The 18,503-nt window shown below is 59.2% G+C and carries 14 protein-coding genes; 5 read left to right on the top strand and 9 right to left on the bottom strand.

Features of this window, described 5'->3' with window-relative positions; genetic code table 11:
* Positions 1-38 precede the first annotated feature (38 nt).
* The 3 genes from mfd to ACRESJ_RS12225 are packed head-to-tail and all read left to right on the top strand — an operon-like array spanning position 39 to position 6,770.
* Positions 39-3,488, top strand: a complete 3,450-nt coding sequence (gene mfd / locus ACRESJ_RS12235; protein WP_431758119.1) for a transcription-repair coupling factor — start codon at positions 39-41, stop codon at positions 3,486-3,488.
* A gap of 10 nt (positions 3,489-3,498) precedes the next feature.
* Positions 3,499-4,065 carry a CsiV family protein gene (locus tag ACRESJ_RS12230; protein ID WP_431758118.1) on the top strand — a complete coding sequence of 189 codons (567 nt, stop codon included), beginning with the start codon at positions 3,499-3,501 and terminating at the stop codon, positions 4,063-4,065.
* A gap of 11 nt (positions 4,066-4,076) precedes the next feature.
* Entirely contained in the window at positions 4,077-6,770 is a 2,694-nt protein-coding gene (locus ACRESJ_RS12225) for an SNF2-related protein (protein ID WP_431758117.1), read from the top strand.
* A 156-nt stretch (positions 6,771-6,926) separates the two neighbouring features.
* On the opposite strand, the gene ACRESJ_RS12220 is transcribed toward ACRESJ_RS12225, so the two are convergent.
* The 3 genes from ACRESJ_RS12220 to ACRESJ_RS12210 form a co-directional block, all read right to left on the bottom strand.
* The gene (locus tag ACRESJ_RS12220; protein ID WP_431758116.1) at positions 6,927-7,664 is read right to left on the bottom strand and encodes an S-methyl-5'-thioinosine phosphorylase; all 738 of its coding nucleotides are present in this window, start codon (positions 7,662-7,664) and stop codon (positions 6,927-6,929) included.
* Between the two features lie 12 nt (positions 7,665-7,676).
* Positions 7,677-8,687 (bottom strand): beta-N-acetylhexosaminidase, encoded by a 1,011-nt coding sequence (gene nagZ / locus ACRESJ_RS12215; RefSeq protein ID WP_431758115.1) that lies wholly within the window; start codon positions 8,685-8,687, stop codon positions 7,677-7,679.
* A gap of 158 nt (positions 8,688-8,845) precedes the next feature.
* Entirely contained in the window at positions 8,846-9,553 is a 708-nt protein-coding gene (locus ACRESJ_RS12210) for a TetR/AcrR family transcriptional regulator (protein WP_431758114.1), read from the bottom strand.
* A 229-nt stretch (positions 9,554-9,782) separates the two neighbouring features.
* Here ACRESJ_RS12210 and lexA point away from each other — a divergent pair, with 229 nt between their 5' ends.
* Both lexA and sulA read left to right on the top strand, forming a co-directional pair.
* Entirely contained in the window at positions 9,783-10,391 is a 609-nt protein-coding gene (gene lexA, locus ACRESJ_RS12205) for a transcriptional repressor LexA (RefSeq protein WP_150701108.1), read from the top strand.
* A 10-nt stretch (positions 10,392-10,401) separates the two neighbouring features.
* Complete coding sequence (gene sulA, locus ACRESJ_RS12200; RefSeq protein ID WP_431758113.1) at positions 10,402-10,878, top strand: SOS-induced cell division inhibitor SulA; 477 nt, start codon at positions 10,402-10,404, stop codon at positions 10,876-10,878.
* Between the two features lie 94 nt (positions 10,879-10,972).
* Here the strand turns inward: sulA and ACRESJ_RS12195 are convergent, their stop codons facing one another.
* The 6 genes from ACRESJ_RS12195 to fadB form a co-directional block, all read right to left on the bottom strand.
* The gene (locus tag ACRESJ_RS12195) at positions 10,973-11,206 is read right to left on the bottom strand and encodes a hypothetical protein (protein ID WP_431758112.1); all 234 of its coding nucleotides are present in this window, start codon (positions 11,204-11,206) and stop codon (positions 10,973-10,975) included.
* Positions 11,207-11,300: 94 nt separating this feature from the next.
* Positions 11,301-11,825, bottom strand: coding sequence for a DUF6586 family protein (locus ACRESJ_RS12190; protein ID WP_431758111.1), 525 nt, complete (start codon positions 11,823-11,825; stop codon positions 11,301-11,303).
* Between the two features lie 256 nt (positions 11,826-12,081).
* Positions 12,082-14,709 (bottom strand): type I DNA topoisomerase, encoded by a 2,628-nt coding sequence (gene topA, locus ACRESJ_RS12185; protein ID WP_431758110.1) that lies wholly within the window; start codon positions 14,707-14,709, stop codon positions 12,082-12,084.
* A 114-nt stretch (positions 14,710-14,823) separates the two neighbouring features.
* Positions 14,824-15,060 carry a DUF1653 domain-containing protein gene (locus ACRESJ_RS12180; RefSeq protein ID WP_095059434.1) on the bottom strand — a complete coding sequence of 79 codons (237 nt, stop codon included), beginning with the start codon at positions 15,058-15,060 and terminating at the stop codon, positions 14,824-14,826.
* 98 nt (positions 15,061-15,158) lie between these two features.
* The gene (gene fadA, locus ACRESJ_RS12175; RefSeq protein WP_431758109.1) at positions 15,159-16,334 is read right to left on the bottom strand and encodes an acetyl-CoA C-acyltransferase FadA; all 1,176 of its coding nucleotides are present in this window, start codon (positions 16,332-16,334) and stop codon (positions 15,159-15,161) included.
* A 29-nt stretch (positions 16,335-16,363) separates the two neighbouring features.
* Positions 16,364-18,503 (bottom strand): fatty acid oxidation complex subunit alpha FadB (gene fadB / locus ACRESJ_RS12170; RefSeq protein WP_431758108.1); only part of this gene is annotated, 2,140 nt, incomplete at its 5' end.

Here is an 18,503-nt window from a genome sequence, read left to right as displayed (position 1 = left end):
TTACCGACTTTGTCGCAACGCTTGGAGCTCAACCTTCCGTGCCCGTTCTGCGTCTACCGCTTCTCCCTGCCGCGGCAGGTAAACAGCACTGGGGCAACCTGCCCGGTGCCGCCCTGAGCCTGGCCATCGCCGAGGCCGCCAGCGCTGCCAAGCGCTTTACCCTGCTGCTGACCGCCGACAGCCAAAGTGCCGAACGGCTGGAACAGGAGCTGAGTTTCTTCGCCCCGGATTTACCTGTGCTGCATTTCCCCGACTGGGAAACCCTGCCCTACGACCTGTTCTCGCCACACCAGGACATCATCTCCCAGCGCATCGCCAGCCTCTATCGTCTGCCGGAGCTGTCCCATGGCGTGCTGGTGGTGCCGATCACCACAGCCCTGCATCGCCTGGCACCGACCAAATTCCTGCTCGGCAGCAGCCTGGTACTGGATGTCGGACAAACACTCGACGTCGAGCAAATGCGCACTCGCCTGGAAGCCACCGGTTATCGCTATGTCGACACCGTGTACGAGCATGGTGAGTTCACTGTCCGCGGGTCGCTGATCGATCTGTTCCCGATGGGCAGCAAGCTGCCTTACAGAATCGACCTGTTCGACGATGAAATCGAAACCCTGCGCACCTTCGATCCTGAGAACCAGCGCTCCATCGACAAGGTCGACTCGGTCAAGCTGTTGCCGGCCAAGGAATTCCCGCTGCAAAAAGAAGCGGTCACCCGCTTCAAGGCGCGGTTTCGCGAGCGCTTCGATGTCGATTTCCGACGCTGCCCGATCTTCCAGGACTTAAGCAGCGGGATAACCCCGGCAGGCATCGAGTACTACTTGCCGCTGTTCTTTGAGGAAACCTCCACGCTGTTCGATTACCTGCCCCAGGACACACAAGTGTTCTCGCTGCCCGGCATCGAACAAGCTGCGGAAAACTTCTGGAACGACGTTCGCAACCGCTACGAAGAACGTCGCGTTGATCCGTCCCGTCCTTTATTACCGCCTGCCGAGCTTTTCCTGCCGGTGGAAGACTGCTTCGCACGCCTGAAGAACTGGCCGCGCGTGGTGGCCAGCCAGCAGGATGTGGAAAGCGGTGGCGGTCGCGAGCGCTTCCCCGCCCGGGAGTTGCCGAACCTGGCGATCGAAGCCAAGGCGACCCAACCGTTGGCGGCGCTGTCGACTTTCCTGGACGAGTTCCCTGGACGCGTGCTGTTCACCGCCGAGTCCGCGGGCCGGCGCGAAGTACTGCTGGAGCTGTTGGAACGCCTGAAGCTGCGGCCAAAAACCGTCGACAGCTGGCCAGATTTTGTCGCAGGCAAGGATCGCCTGGCGATCACCATCGCGCCACTGGATGAAGGCTTGCTGCTGGACGACCCGGCCCTGGCGCTGGTCGCCGAAAGCCCGTTGTTCGGTCAGCGCGTGATGCAACGCCGTCGCCGTGAGAAACGCGCCGACGCCAATAACGACGCTGTTATCAAGAACCTCACCGAGCTGCGCGAAGGCGCACCGGTGGTGCATATCGACCACGGCGTCGGTCGCTACCTCGGGCTCGCAACGCTGGAAATCGACAGCCAGACCGCCGAGTTCCTCGCCCTGGAGTACGCCGAAGGCGCCAAGCTTTATGTGCCCGTGGCCAACCTGCATTTGATCGCCCGCTACACCGGCAGCGACGACGCCCTGGCTCCGCTGCACCGGCTAGGCTCCGAGACCTGGCAGAAAGCCAAGCGCAAGGCCGCGGAACAAGTACGCGACGTGGCCGCCGAATTGCTCGACATCTACGCACGCCGCGCCGCCCGTGAAGGCTATGCCTTCGCCGATCCGAAGGCCGATTATGTGACCTTCAGCGCTGGCTTCCCGTTCGAAGAAACCCCAGATCAGCAAACCACCATCGAAGCCGTGCGCGAAGACATGCTCGCGCCCAAGCCGATGGATCGCCTGGTGTGCGGCGACGTTGGTTTCGGCAAGACCGAAGTGGCGATGCGTGCCGCGTTCATCGCCGTACACGGCGGCAGGCAAGTGGCGATTCTGGTGCCGACCACCCTGCTCGCCCAACAGCACTACAACAGCTTCCGCGACCGCTTCGCCGACTGGCCAGTGACCGTTGAAGTGATGAGCCGCTTCAAGTCGGCCAAGGAAGTGAATGCCGCCGTGGCCGACCTCGCCGAAGGCAAGATCGACATCGTCATCGGCACTCACAAGCTGCTGCAGGACGACGTAAAAATCAAAAACCTGGGGCTTGTGATCATCGACGAAGAGCACCGTTTCGGCGTCCGCCAGAAAGAACAGCTCAAGGCGTTGCGCAGCGAAGTCGATATTCTCACCCTGACCGCCACACCGATTCCGCGCACGCTGAACATGGCGGTGTCGGGCATGCGCGATCTGTCGATCATCGCCACGCCGCCCGCCCGTCGATTGTCGGTCCGCACGTTCGTCATGGAGCAAAACAAGAGCACGGTCAAGGAAGCCCTGCTCCGTGAGTTGCTGCGTGGCGGCCAGGTGTACTACCTGCACAACGACGTCAAGACCATCGAGAAATGCGCCGCCGACCTCGCCGAACTGGTGCCGGAAGCGCGGATCGGCATCGGCCACGGGCAGATGCGCGAACGCGAGCTCGAACAGGTGATGAGCGACTTCTACCACAAGCGCTTCAACGTGCTGATTGCCTCGACCATCATCGAGACCGGCATCGACGTGCCGAGCGCCAACACCATCATCATCGAGCGCGCCGACAAGTTTGGCCTGGCGCAGCTGCACCAGTTGCGCGGCCGGGTCGGACGCAGTCACCACCAGGCCTATGCCTACCTGCTGACGCCACCGCGCCAGCAAATCACCCCGGACGCGGAAAAGCGCCTGGAGGCGATCGCCAATACCCAGGACCTCGGCGCGGGCTTCGTGCTGGCCACCAACGACCTGGAAATCCGTGGCGCCGGCGAACTGCTCGGCGATGGCCAGAGCGGGCAGATCCAGGCAGTCGGCTTTACGCTGTACATGGAAATGCTCGAACGCGCCGTGAAATCGATCCGCAAGGGCGAGCAACCGAACCTCGATCAACCACTGGGTGGTGGTCCGGAAGTGAACCTGCGGGTACCGGCGCTGATCCCGGAAGACTACCTGCCGGATGTCCACGCCCGCTTGATTCTCTACAAACGCATCGCCTCGGCCACCGATGAAGAAGGCCTCAAGGATCTGCAGGTGGAGATGATCGATCGTTTCGGCCTGCTGCCGGAGCCGACCAAGAATCTGATGCGCATCACTGCATTGAAATTGCAGGCCGAGCTGCTGGGTATCAAAAAAGTCGACGGCGGCCCGCAAGGTGGTCGCGTCGAGTTTGCGGCGCAGACGCCGGTCGACCCGCTGACGCTGATCAAACTGATCCAGAGCCAGCCCAAACGCTACAAATTCGAAGGGGCCACGATGTTTAAATTCCAGGTTCCGATGGAGCGCCCGGAAGAGCGCTTTAATACTGTAGAGGCGCTATTCGAGCGCCTCATCCCGAAAACTGCTTGAAGGACGCCGCATGCGCCTGTTTCGCTCACTGACTTTATTGATGGCACTGATTGCTCCGTCAGCATTTGCCGATGACCTGTATCAGGTTGAAATGATTCTGGTACGGCAGAATGCCGTGCCGGCCATCGTCAGCCGTGCCGCCCCGGAAGACTGGGATGCCGGTGCCCAGCGCGTAAACCCGGACAGCTTTCGCACGCCAAGCCTCAATGGTGAAGTGGCAAAGCTTACCGAGAGCAACGAATACAGCGTATTGATGCACAAGGCATGGCAACAGACGCTCGGCGAAACACCGGTCAAGGTGGCGATCAGCGATGGCAAGGAACAGTTTGGCCAATTCCCGATTGAAGGCACCCTCAATCTGACACTTGGGCGCTTCACCGATGTGGACGCCGACTTTTGGGTCAACCAGTTCAACTCCGACGGCCTGGTGACCGCCAGCGAACGCTTGAAACAGGAAAGCCACACCAAAAACGGCCAGCTGAACTTCCTCGACGCCGGCCACCTCGGCTTGCTGATCAAGATCACTTCATTGACGGCACCCGCTCCCCGGGAAGCCCCTGAAGTCGTCCCTGACTGATTGAAGTCCCCATGTCCGCGACCCTGAGCAAACCCCTGGCACCTTCCTGGGTCAGCCGATTCAAGGAACAGAGCCTTGAGCGTGGTCGCCGCTACGCATTGGAGAACCGGGTCAGGATCGTCGAGGCTGGCGACGCTACGATCATCGCTGCTTGCGAAGGCTCTGGCGGTAATGTTTACCGCCAGACCATTCGCCTGCGCGAGTCAGCCAAAGGCACTTTGCTGATGGTCGACGCCCTTTGTTCCTGCCCGGTACACAGCAACTGCAAACATTGCGCAGCGGTACTGCTACAAGTGCAGGAAACCCTCGACTACCCCGCCGCAGCCAAAGACGCCGAATTGCTGGAAAAACTCCAGGCCGTACTGGAGAACCGAAGCCCCAAGGCCGCCCCTCAAGTCATGGTGGACAACGTCCAACCGGTGCCGCGCCTGTGGCTGGCGAGCATCGAGTTCAGCGCCTTCGAACCGCGCAACGGCCGCATGCAACGCTACATCCAGCATCGCGCCGCGCTGTCTTTCAGTTATCTGGATGAGTACGTTTCCGGGCAGAAAAACACTGACATCCTGATTCGTCAGGAGACACAAACGCTTCGGATAAAACGTCACCCGGAAGTGGAACAGTCTTACAGGGAACAGCTACGCATCCTCGGCTTCAGGATCGCCACCCGGCAGAGCAAGGCGCTCCCGGAGAGTGCCGGCGAACTGTACGAAATGGTCAACGACAGCGCCTGGCTGACCTTCACCCTCAACGAACTGCCGAAACTGCGCACCCAGGGCTGGGAGCTGCAGATCGACGAGGACTTCGGTTTCGACCTGACTGCGGTGGACGACTGGTACGCCACGGTCGAACAGGCACCGGAACGCGACTGGTTCGACCTGGAACTGGGCATCATCGTCAACGGCGAGCGCCTGAGCCTGCTGCCGATCCTGTTGAACCTGATGCGCTCGCACACGGAAATCCTCAACCCGGAGCGCCTGGCCCGCCGTCGCGACGACGAGTTGATCCTGGTCAATATCCCCCATCGCCCGAACTCCGAGCACGGCCCCCTGCAAGTCGCCCTGCCCTTCGGCCGATTGAAACCGGTGCTGGCAACACTCGGTGAGTTCTATCTGCAAGAGCCCGGCGAAACCACGCTACGCCTGAGCCGGGCTGACGCCACGCGCCTGAACTCACTGGAAGACCTGCCACTGCTCTGGGAAGGTGGCGATCAGATCCGCACCTTTGCCCAGCGTCTGCGTGACATCAAGGACTTCACCACCACGGTGCCGGAAGGCCTGAACGCGACGTTGCGCCCCTATCAGCTGGAAGGCTTGAGCTGGATGCAGTCGCTGCGCCAGCTGGAGGTCGGCGGAATTCTCGCCGACGACATGGGCCTGGGCAAAACCCTGCAAACCCTGGCGCACGTACTCAGCGAGAAAAACGCAGGGCGCCTCGATCGTCCGTGCATGGTGGTGATGCCCACCAGCCTGATTCCCAACTGGCTCGACGAAGCTGCGCACTTCACGCCGCAACTCAAAGTGCTGGCGCTGTATGGCGCCAGTCGCAAAAAGCATTTCGAGCATCTGGCCGATTACGACCTGATCCTGACCACCTATGCACTGCTGCCCAAGGACGTTGAACGCCTGGCAAAACAGCCGTTACATGTGCTGGTGCTGGATGAAGCGCAATACATCAAGAATCCGAACAGCAAGGCCGCCCAGGCCGCACGCGAGCTCGACGCTCGTCAGCGCCTGTGCCTGAGTGGTACACCGCTGGAAAATCACTTGGGCGAGCTTTGGTCGCTGTTTCACTTCCTGCTGCCGGGCTGGCTAGGCGATGTGAAGAGCTTCAACCGTGATTACCGTGTGCCGATTGAAAAGCGCACCAGTGAAGTAAGGCTTCAGCACCTGAACGGTCGGATCAAACCCTTCCTGTTGCGTCGAACCAAGGAACAAGTGGCCACCGAACTGCCGCCAAAAACTGAAATCATCCATTGGGTCGAGCTCAACGAGGCCCAGCGTGACGTATACGAAACCATGCGCCTGGCCATGGACAAGAAAGTCCGCGACGAGATTACCCGCAAAGGTGTGGCGCGCAGCCAAATCATCATTCTTGAGGCACTGCTGAAGCTGCGCCAGGTGTGCTGTGATTTGCGTCTGGTCAATGACGCCACCCTGCCCGCTCGCGGCAGCACGTCAGGAAAGCTCGACAGCCTGATGGAAATGCTCGAAGAGCTGCTCGAAGAAGGCCGACGGATTCTGCTGTTCTCGCAGTTCACTTCAATGCTGTCGCTGATCGAAGACGAGCTGAATAAACGTGGAGTGGCCTACGCATTGTTGACGGGACAAACCCGCGATCGACGTGCACCCGTGAAGGACTTTCAAAGCGGCAAGCGTCAGATCTTTCTGATCAGCCTGAAGGCAGGTGGCGTTGGTTTGAACCTGACGGAAGCAGACACCGTGATTCATTACGATCCGTGGTGGAACCCGGCGACGGAAAATCAAGCCACCGACCGTGCGTATCGCATTGGCCAGGAGAAACCTGTATTCGTCTACAAGCTGATCGCTCGCGGCACGGTGGAAGAGAAGATTCAGCATCTACAGAAAGAAAAATCCGACCTGGCGGCGGGTGTTTTGGATGGGCGTCAGGCTGGGGATTGGAAACTGCAGAGCGATGACATCGAGGCGTTGTTTGCGCCGTTGCCGGATAAGTTGGAAAAGCGCTGAGATCTGTGGTGCTCGAACCGGCCTCTTCGCGGGCAAGTCGAATCGTCGCACCGCCGCTCCCACAGTGACCGCGTCGAACAAAAACCTTTCGAACGACACTGAACCTGTGGGTGCGGGCTTGCCCGCGAAGGAAGCGACTCGGTCCCGAGGCTGACTTCAGCCCCTGAGCACCCGCGCCAACGTCGATTTCACCTTGCCCATCCCGTCATGCAACGCCTGTTCGATCTCGGCCATGGTGATCACCGCCGTCGACTTGCCCGCCGCCGGGTTCACCACCAGCGCCAGGCAGGCGTAATCCAATTCCAGTTCACGGGCCAGTGCCGCCTCCGGCATCCCGGTCATGCCGACAATGTCGCAACCATCGCGTTCCAGGCGCGCGATTTCGGCAGCTGTCTCCAGGCGCGGTCCCTGAGTGCAGGCGTATACACCATGGCCGCTGTAGCCGACACCTTCAGCCACCAGTGCAGTGATCAACTGCTGACGCAGCGACTCACTGTACGGATAGCTGAAATCGATGTGGGTGACCTGCTCCAGATCATCGGCGAAATAGGTGTGTTCGCGACCGCCGGTATAGTCGATCAACTGATGCGGCACACAGAAATGCCCGGTCCCCATCGCCGAATGAATACCACCCACGGCATTCACCGCCAGAATGGCCTCCGCGCCAGCCTGCTTCAGCGCCCAGAGGTTGGCACGGTAGTTCACCCGATGCGGCGGGAAACGATGTGGATGGCCATGACGTGCGAGAAACAGCACTTCCTTGCCTGCGTATTCACCGATCTGCACATCGGCAGAAGGTACCCCGTAAGGTGTGTCCACCAATAAGGACTGACGAATGCTCAGCCCTTCGAGCTGAGTCAGACCGGTTCCACCGATAATCGCGTAAACCGTCATGACAACCAGCCCTTAATCAATCAGTTGAGCTTCTTTGAGCGCACCAATAGCGGCCAGCCAGCGTGGATCCTGACGGTAGTCGGTGCACGCATGTGCCTGACCACGCATTCGTGCGATGCGCGCCGACGGTTTGACCTTCAGTCGTTGAGCGGCACTTAGCGCCAGCTCAGCGGCAGCACGGTCATTGCACACCAGGCCCATGTCACAACCCGCGGTCAGCGCCGCCTCAATGCGGCTGGCGGCATCGCCAACCACGTGTGCGCCGGCCATGGACAGATCGTCGCTGAAGATCACGCCATCGAATTGCAGTTCGCCACGCAGGATGTCCTGCAACCAGCGACGGGAGAAGCCCGCCGGCTGAGAGTCAACCTGTGGATAAATCACGTGAGCCGGCATGATGGCGGCCAGTTGCTTGCTCAACTTGGCGAACGGCACCAAATCGTTGGCGCGGATCTCGTCGAGGCTACGTTCGTCGGTCGGGATCGCGACGTGGGAATCGGCCTCAGCCCAACCGTGCCCCGGGAAATGCTTGCCGGTAGCAGCCATGCCGGCGCTGTTCATGCCACGGATAAAGGCGCCGGCCAGCAAGGCTGCGCGCTCAGGGTCGCCCTCGAAGGAACGGGTACCAACCACGGCGCTGCGTTGGTAATCGAGGTCCAGCACCGGAGCGAAACTCAGGTCCAGACCAACGGCGAGCACTTCGGTGGCCATGATCCAGCCACACTGTTCTGCCAGGTATTCAGCATTGGTGTTATCGGCAACGGCGCGCATGGCCGGCAGGCGCACGAAACCCTGGCGCAGCCGCTGAACCCGACCGCCTTCTTGGTCTACCGCCAATAGCATGTCAGGACGAATGGCGCGAATCGATGCGCTCAATTCACGGACCTGGCGTGGGTGTTCGATATTGCGGGCAAAGATGATCAGGCCGCCCACTTCGGGCTGACGCAACAGTTGGCGATCTTCAGCCGTCAGCCAGGTACCGGCGACGTCTACCATCAACGAGCCTTGCAGGCCAGCAGTCATAGAAATTCCTTGATAACGATAAACCTGGCCCACGCTGAATCGCCGCCATGGGCAGAGCCCGGCAGTTCGGCGATAACAATAGGAAACAAGTTCAGAACGAGAGTCGGCATGGGCGGCTAGCTTAGCGGATGTAAGCTGCCGCGCCCACCCGTGCGCGGTTAAACCTTGGCGGCAACCGGCGTCGATTTACTGCGCGGACGCAATTGCGCGGTGGCCATGGCCGAGTCGGTGACACCGGATTCGGCACGCATGCCAGCCGCCAGGAACGGCACCATCAGGCGCATGACTTGCTCGATGGACGTGTTCACCCCGAAATCGGTTTCGGCAATCGCCCGCAAGGCCTTGATACCGGACATGCTGAACGCCGCCGCACCCAACATGAAGTGCACGCGCCAGAACAGCTCGATCGGGGGAATACGGGGGGCCGCTTCATTGACCAGCATCATGTAGCGACGGAACACCTTGCCGTACATGTCTTCCAGATAACGACGCAAATGCCCCTGGCTCTGACTGAAGGCCAGACCCAGCAACCGCATGAAAATGGATAGATCGTTGCCGCTGCGTGGCTGAACCACCAGGGCCTGTTCAACGAGGATTTCCAGCAACTCTTCGAGCGTCGGCTTGTTCTCAGGCTTGGCCTGGCGGCGCTCCAGCTCTTTATCGAGACTGATACAGAAAGGCCCTAGAAAACGCGAGAAGACCGCCTGGATCAGCGCCTTCTTGGAACCGAAGTGATAGTTCACCGCGGCCAGATTGACGCCGGCTTTGCTGGTGATCAAACGCAATGAGGTTTCAGCGAAACCTTTTTCCGCGAACAACTGCTCGGCAGCATCAAGAATGCGTTCAACGGTTTCCGACTGGGCCATGGCTACTCCGCCTGACAAACACTTGTTTGAAACATACGTTTCAGCCTGTGCATTGTCAAGTCTGGCAGTTCGTTTTGGGAATGGTCGGTCAGACATTTAACCATACAACCGCAAAGCTTCAATCAAATGCCTCATCGACCGTCTGGCGGTAGGCAAAAAAAGGGGCATTGCCAAGACTGATTCACTGTATATAATCCCAGTCACTGTATAAAAAGACAGAGCGATCAATATGCTAAAGCTGACGCCACGCCAAGCCGAAATTCTGGCTTTTATCAAACGTTGCCTGGAAGACAACGGCTACCCGCCGACCCGCGCGGAAATCGCTCAGGAACTGGGTTTCAAATCGCCCAACGCAGCGGAAGAACACCTCAAGGCGCTGGCTCGCAAAGGCGCTATCGAGATGACGCCCGGTGCTTCCCGCGGGATTCGCATTCCCGGTTTTGAAGCCAAGGCTGATGACTCCACCCTGCCGATCATTGGCCGGGTAGCAGCGGGCGCACCCATCCTCGCCCAGCAACACGTTGAAGAGTCCTGCAACATCAACCCGGCGTTCTTCCATCCCCGCGCTGATTATCTGCTGCGGGTTCATGGCATGAGCATGAAGGACGTAGGCATTTTCGACGGCGACCTGCTGGCGGTCCATACCACTCGTGAAGCCCGCAACGGCCAGATCGTGGTTGCACGGATCGGCGACGAGGTCACCGTCAAACGCTTCAAGCGCGACGGCAGCAAAGTCTGGCTGATTGCAGAAAACCCCGAGTTTGCCCCTATCGAAGTTAACCTCAAAGATCAGGATCTGGTGATCGAAGGCTTGAGTGTCGGCGTCATTCGCCGCTAAAGGAGGCTCTATGCAGTTCCCACACACACCACAGCAAGCCCAACTACCTCTGCAGTTCGAAGCATTCATGGCGCAGCCGTTGGCGCCAATGCTGAACGAAGTGGTCGAGTCGCCCTGGAGCGCCGAACCTGAGGTCTTCAGTGAATTATCTCTGCGTGGTGCAACCGGGAACTGCCTGAACCTGCTGGCACCGATTCTCAGAGAGCTGAGCCAGGATCAGGATGCCCGATGGCTTACACTGATCGCCCCGCCCGCCAGCCTGACCCAAGCCTGGTTGCGGGATGCCGGCCTCAACCGAGAGCGCATTCTGCTGCTACAGCCACGTGGTACCCAGAGTGCCCAGCAACTGACCCGCGAGGCCCTTCGCCTCGGCCGCAGCCATACGGTCGTCAGCTGGCTGAATCCGCTGAGCACTGCATCACGGCAACAGTTGATCAGCGCCGCGCGGACCGGGGACGCACAAAGTCTGAATATTCGACTGGGTTAACAGACAAGCACTGCACACGTTGAGCAGTGCCGGGCTTCTCCAGGGACAGAGAAGCCGATGAGATTGGGTACCAAGAAAATCCGACAGGCGGGGATCAATGAAGGACCCGCGCACCCTCTTCCTTGTCGAGCTCACCTTCAACCAAGCGCCCCGCCATCTGAACGCCGACACTCAACATCGCCTTGGCGACTTCAACGTGCTGGCCTTGCAGGAACGCTTTGGCATCCTCGGAGAAATCCAAAGTAACCAGAGAACCCTCGTCCTCAGCCCTGCGCAGCTCGATACGGCCGTCTGGTAACTCGACAATTTCTAGAAAGGACGTTGGCATAACGGTCTGTTCTCCACGAAAGGCGGGGATTATATAGGCATCGTTCGGGCTTCGCTTGGGATCTTGACCAGATGTCATGCCCCAACTGTTTGTATCAGCACTCGTTCAACCCTTCACGAAACCGGATCGCCAAGCCTTTCAGGTTCTGACGCCAGCTCTCCAGTTCCTCCCGGCTCAACTCCTCCGGCGCGTCCTCTTCATCCAGATTGACCGCCTGAATCAGCGGCTGAGTCACGTCCCCTTTCGGCTTGTGCGGGGCCCGTGGCGGCTGAAACAGTGCAGCATGGGCGGCCAATAGCTTGGCCAGCCAGGTTTGCGGGTTATTGGCCAGTTCGATCAGCTCAGCCATTTCCGGAATGGCGATGGTTTCCAGCACTTCGCGTGTCAGCAACATCTCTGCACGGGGCGCATTGGCCTGCGGCAGGCGATAGAAGCCGGCAATTTCATGACACAGGCCCAACAACGCACCGTACAGGTGAAACAGCGCGGATTCGCGTCCGGCCTGGATCAGCGCCAGCGAATTCATCGCCCGACCCTCTTCAGTACGGGCCAGTGCCTCCAGCGACAGGCCGGCAAAGTAAATCTTCTGATTGGTACGGGTATAGAGCTCGTGGGCCATGACGGCAGCCTCCACAACGAAATAAATGCTTGATGCAAGTCGGACAGTGTCGTGGATCACCCGATCTGACCGCAAGCCCCCCTTTTTTGCAGAAGCATTAAAAAGGCCACATGAAAACCCAAGGGTTCACATGCGGCCTTTGCGTAGGAGCGAGCTTGCTCGCGAAAAACGTTAACGATGACGCGAACATCCTGAATGGTCGCGGCGCCTAGAGGTTTTGCGCGAGCGAGCTCGCTCCTACATCGGGGTGTTGGCGTTAAGACTTCGCGGCGGGCCGCTTGTCTTCAACGGTCCACTTGCCGCCGTCGTAATACGCCTTCCAGCCCGTCGGCTTACCGTCGACTTCAGTCTGGACGTATTGCTCCTTGGTCTTGCGGCTGTAGCGGATTACCGCAGGCAGACCATCCGGATCCTTCTTCGGTGCTTCGCAAAGGAAGTGGTACTTCGGATCGATCTCATCCTTGTGCGGGATGATTTCCATGACCAACGGAGCACGGGTCTCGCGGTTTTTCGGGAACTGGCTGGCTGCCAGGAACAGACCGGAAGCACCGTCGCGCAGGATGTAGGTGTCGTTGACCTTTTCGCATTTCAGCTCAGGCATCTTCACCGGATCCATCTTCGGCGGCGCCGCATCACCGCTCTCCAGCAGTTTGCGGGTGTTCTTGCAGGTCGCGTTGGTGCAACCGAAGAACTTGCCGAAACGGCCGGTCTTGAGCTGCATCTCGCTGCCACACTTGTCGCATTCCAGGCTTGGGCCTTCATAGCCCTTGATGCGATAGCTGCCCTCTTCGATTTCATAGCCATCGCAGTCCGGGTTGTTACCGCAGATGTGCAGCTTGCGCTTCTCGTCGAGCAGGTAGGCGTCCATCGCCGTGCTGCAGATCGGGCAGCGATGCTTGCCACGCAGTACCAGCGACTCCGACTCGCCCTCGTCGTCCGCAGCGATCTCATCGCCTGGCACCAGATTGACGGTGGCCTTGCAACGCTCTTTCGGCGGCAGGCTGTAGCCCGAGCAGCCGAGGAACACGCCAGTCGATGCGGTACGGATCTGCATTGGACGGCCGCAGGTGGTGCACGGAATGTCAGTCATGACCGGCTGATTGGCACGCATGCCGTTTTCCGGGCTTTCAGCCACTTCGAGTTTCTTCTTGAAGTCGCCGTAGAACTCATCAAGCACGTTTTTCCAATCGCGCTCGCCTTGAGCCACGTCATCCAGATGCTCTTCCATGCCGGCGGTGAAGCCGTAGTCCATGAGATTGGAGAAGCTTTCAGCCAGACGCTCGGTAACGATGTCACCCATCTTTTCCGAATAGAAACGACGGTTGTGCAGCGCAACGTAGCCACGGTCCTGGATGGTCGAAATGATCGCTGCGTAGGTCGAAGGACGACCGATACCGCGCTTTTCCATTTCTTTAACCAGACTGGCTTCCGAGTAGCGCGCCGGTGGCTTGGTAAAGTGCTGGGTCGGATCAAGCTTGATCAGCTTCATCGCATCGCCCTGAGCCATGTCCGGCAATACGTCATCATCGCCTGGCTTGGCGATTTGCGGCATGACACGGGTGTAACCGTCGAACTTGAGGATGCGGCCCTTGGCGCGCAGCTCAAAGTCGCCGGCACCGACGGTGACGGTCGTCGACAGATACTGCGCTGGCAGCATCTGGCAAGCGAGGAACTGGCGCCAAATCAGCTCGTAGAGGCGCTCTGCGTCACGCTCCATGCCCGACAGCTTGCTTGGCACGGTATTGGCATCGGAAGGACGAATCGCTTCGTGAGCCTCTTGGGCGCCTTCCTTGCTGCTGTAGACGTTTGGGTTTTCCGGCAGGTACTTCTTGCCGAACTCGCCTTCAATGTAGGTCCGCGCCATCGCTACAGCATCGGCCGACAGGTTGGTGGAGTCGGTACGCATATAGGTGATGTAGCCAGCTTCGTACAGACGTTGGGCCATCATCATGGTTTTCTTCACGCCGAAGCCCAGGCGGTTGCTCGCTGCCTGCTGCAGTGTGGAAGTGATGAACGGCGCCGACGGCTTGCTGCTGGTCGGCTTGTCTTCGCGCTTGACGATGCTGTAGCTGGAAGCCTTGAGCTTCTCCAGCGCGCCCATGGCCTGGGCTTCATTGAGCGGCTTGAAGGCTTCGCCTTTCTCGCGAGCAACGTCGAAACGCACGGTAGCGCCCTTGGCGGTACCGAGGTCGGCGTGAACTTCCCAGTATTCTTCCGGGATGAACGCGCGGATCTCGCGCTCACGCTCCACCACCAGCTTCACCGCAACGGATTGCACACGACCGGCGGACAGGCCGCGAGCGATCTTGGCCCACAGCAACGGCGAAACCATATAACCCACGACGCGGTCGAGGAACCGACGTGCCTGCTGGGCGTTGACGCGATCGATGTCCAGTTCGCCTGGCTCGGAGAACGCTTCCTGGATCGCCTTCTTGGTGATTTCGTTGAACACCACGCGCTTGTAGCGGCTGTCGTCACCACCGATGGCTTCGCGCAGGTGCCAGGCAATGGCTTCCCCCTCGCGATCCAAGTCGGTTGCGAGATAGATGGTGTCAGCATCCTTGGCGAGCCGGCGCAGCTCTTCGATGACCTTTTCCTTGCCCGGGAGGATCTCGTACTTGGCCTTCCAGCCATGATCGGGATCGACCCCCATGCGAGCAACCAGCTGCTTGCGCGCCTTTTCTTTCGGCGACAATGCCGGCGCTTCACCCGCAGCAGCCTTGCCGCGCTTGGCGGCTGGCTCTTTGCTGGCGCTAGCCGAACCGCTGGTGGGCAGGTCTCGGATATGGCCGATACTCGACTTCACCACGTATTGGTTGCCCAGATACTTGTTGATGGTCTTGGCCTTAGCCGGGGATTCCACAATGACCAGCGATTTGCCCATGGATCAGAAAATTCCTGAATTCTAGAAGTGAAAGGCGGTTGGCGCCTGACGCGGCACCGCTATATATAGTGGCTACAAGGTGAGGTCAAGCGCAGGGTTTTGCGCGCACTCAGCTTATGGCTTGTTAAAAAGGCTCTCTTCGGCTTGCACCAAAGCAAAGCGTGGCACCTGTTCGCCGTCAACCTCGACGGACTCCAGGAACATGCTCAAGGGACGCACCCAAAAGCCGTAATCGCCATACAGGGCTTGGTAGAAGACCACTTCTTCTTCGGTTTCCGAATGCCGCGCAATACTGAAAACACGGTACTGCGGACCTTTGTAATGTTGGTAGAGCCCTGGTTGTATCGGCATGCTTTGGCCCTCACTCAAATTTTTCAAAATAAATACAAAAATAAATCCGGAAAAACAAAAACCGGGGCACTTGGCCCCGGCTTCCGTCAGCGAAACGCTTAAATGCGTTCGAAGACGGTGGAGATGCCTTGGCCGAGACCAATGCACATGGTGGCTACCCCAAAGGTGCCGCCATTTTGCTTCATCACGTTCAGCAAAGTGCCGGAGATACGAGCACCGGAGCAACCGAACGGGTGACCCAGGGCGATCGCGCCACCGTGCAGGTTAACCTTCTCGTTCATCTTGTCGAGCACTTTCAGATCTTTCAGCACTGGCAGAGCCTGTGCAGCGAAAGCTTCGTTGAGCTCGAAGTAGTCGATGTCGGAGATGCTCAGACCCGCGCGCTTCAGTGCTTTTTGTGTGGCCGGTACTGGACCATAGCCCATGATCGCCGGGTCCACACCTGCCACTGCCATCGAGCGAATCACCGCCATAGGCTGGATGCCAAGGTCCTGTGCACGCTGCGCCGACATCACGATCATGCACGAAGCACCATCAGTGATCTGCGACGATGTACCGGCAGTCACGGTGCCGCCCTTTGGATTGAACGCCGGTTTGAGAGCCGCCAGGCTTTCCAGGGTGGTTTCCGGACGAATGGTTTCGTCGTAGTCGAAGGTTTTCAGGAAACCGTTCTCGTCGTACCCCTGCATCGGGATGATTTCGTCCTTGAACTTGCCTTCCACGGTCGCTTTATGGGCGAGCTGGTGGGAGCGCAGACCGAACGCATCCTGTTGTTCGCGGGTGATGCCGTGCATTTTGCCCAGCATTTCTGCGGTCAGGCCCATCATTCCCGAGGCTTTCGCCGCGTGCAGGGACATGTGTGGGTTCGGATCGACACCGTGCATCATGCTCACGTGGCCCATATGCTCGACGCCACCAACGACGAACACGTCACCGTTGCCGGTCATGATCGCTTGAGCGGCAGTGTGCAGCGCGCTCATGGACGAGCCACACAGACGGCTGACGGTCTGGCCAGCAGCGGTGTGCGGGATCTGGGTCATCAATGACGCCATGCGGGCGATGTTCCAGCCCTGCTCCAGGGTCTGGTTCACACAGCCCCAGATCACGTCTTCGACTTCGTTCGGGTCGACCTTGACGTTGCGTTCCAGCAGTTTGCTGATCAGGTGCGCCGACATGTCTTCGGCGCGGGTGTTGCGGTGCATGCCGCCCTTGGAGCGGCCCATCGGAGTACGACCGAAGTCGACAATCACGACGTCTCTAGGATTCAAGCTCATAAGTTCACTCTCACTCTAGTTGGGGGCGCTTAACCGAAGAAGCTCTGGCCGTTCTTGGCCATTTCGCGCAGCTTCGCGGTCGGGTGGTACAGCGCGCCCAAATCAGCGTACTGGTCAGCCAGGGCAACGAATTGTGCAACACCGATCGAATCGATGTAGCGCAGCGCACCGCCACGGAATGGAGGGAAACCAATACCGTAGACCAGGCCCATGTCGGCTTCGGCAGCGGTTTCGACGATGCCGTCTTCCAGGCAACGCACGGTTTCCAGGCACAGCGGGATCATCATCCAGTTGATGATGTCTTCGTCGGTGACTTCACGCTGTTCAAAGACGATTGGTTTGAGCACTTCCAGCACCGACGGATCGGCGACTTTCTTCTGCTTGCCCTTCTTGTCGGTCTCGTAGGCGTAGAAGCCCTTGCCGTTCTTCTGACCCAGGCGCTTGGCTTCGTAGAGCACGTCGACGGCCGAACGACTGTCGTCTTTCATGCGGTCCGGGAAACCTTCAGCCATTACGTCACGACCGTGGTGGCCGGTGTCGATGCCGACCACGTCCATCAGATACGCTGGGCCCATCGGCCAGCCGAATTTTTCCATGACCTTGTCGATGCGAACGAAGTCCACGCCAGCGCTGACCAGCTTGGCGAAACCGCCGAAGTACGGGAACAGCACGCGGTTGACCAGGAAGCCCGGGCAGTCATTGACGACGATCGGGTTCTTGCCCATTTTCTTGGCGTAGGCAACGGTGGTGGCAACGGCCAGCTCGCTGGATTTCTCGCCACGGATCACTTCCACCAACGGCATCATGTGCACCGGGTTGAAGAAGTGCATGCCGACGAAGTTTTCCGGGTGCTTGAGGGCCTTGGCCAGCAGGCTGATGGAAATGGTCGAGGTGTTCGAGGCGAGGATGGTGCCCTCTTTGACCTGAGCTTCAACTTCAGCCAGTACGGCTTGCTTGACCTTAGGGTTCTCGACGACCGCTTCAACGACCAGATCCACGTGACCGAAGTCACCGTAGGACAAGGTCGGGCGAATGCCGTTGAGTACTTCAGCCATTTTCGCAGCGGTCATACGACCTTTTTCAACGCGGCCAACCAGCAGTTTGGCGGCTTCGGCCAGGCCCTGCTCGATACCGTGCTCGTTGATGTCCTTCATGAGGATCGGCGTGCCTTTGGAGGCCGACTGATAGGCGATACCGCCGCCCATGATGCCGGCGCCCAATACGGCGGCCTGCTTCACATCCTTGGCGATTTCGTCGTAGGCCTTGGCCTTTTTCTTCAGCTCCTGATCGTTCAGGAACAGACCAATCAAGCTCTGCGCGGCAGAGGTCTTGGCCAGTTTGACGAAACCGGCGGCCTCAACTTCCAGCGCTTTGTCGCGACCGAAGTTAGCGGCTTTCTGAATGGTTTTGATCGCTTCAACCGGCGCCGGGTAGTTCGGGCCTGCCTGACCTGCGACGAAACCCTTGGCGGTTTCGAAAGCCATCATTTGTTCAATGGCGTTCAGCTTGAGCTTTTCCAGCTTAGGCTGGCGCTTGGCCTTGTAATCGAACTCGCCGGAAATGGCGCGTTTGATCAGTTCCAGGGCGGCGTCCTGCAGCTTCTCGGGAGCAACCACAGCATCGACGGCGCCGACCTTCAGCGCGTCTTCTGGACGGTTTTCCTTACCAGCGGCAATCCACTCGATGGCGTTGTCGGCACCGATCAGGCGCGGCAGACGCACGGTACCGCCGAAGCCCGGGTAGATGCCCAGCTTGACTTCCGGCAGACCGATCTTGGCCTGGGTGGACATGACGCGGTAGTCCGCCGCCAGGCACATTTCCAGACCACCACCCAACGCGATGCCGTTAATGGCAACAACGGTCGGGACATTGAGGTCTTCGAAATCGCTGAAAATCTTGTTGGCTTCGAGGTTGCCTGCAACAAGCTCGGCATCCGGCAGCTTGAAGTTGTCGACAAATTCGGTGATGTCGGCGCCGACGATGAACACGTCCTTGCCACTGCTGACGATCACGCCCTTGATCGAAGCATCTGCCTTGATGGCGTCTACGGCCTGACGCAGTTCGTTCAGGGTTAGACGGTTGAACTTGTTGACGGACTCACCCTTGAGGTCGAACTTCAGTTCGACGATGCCACTTTCAAGAGCCTTAACCGTGATGGCTTTACCTTCG

The sequence above is a fragment of the Pseudomonas sp. genome, from assembly GCF_050739655.1.
Lineage (GTDB): Bacteria > Pseudomonadota > Gammaproteobacteria > Pseudomonadales > Pseudomonadaceae > Aquipseudomonas.
The sequence above is the reverse complement of the archived record's forward strand: the minus strand, read 5'-3'. Positions and strand labels throughout refer to the sequence as shown.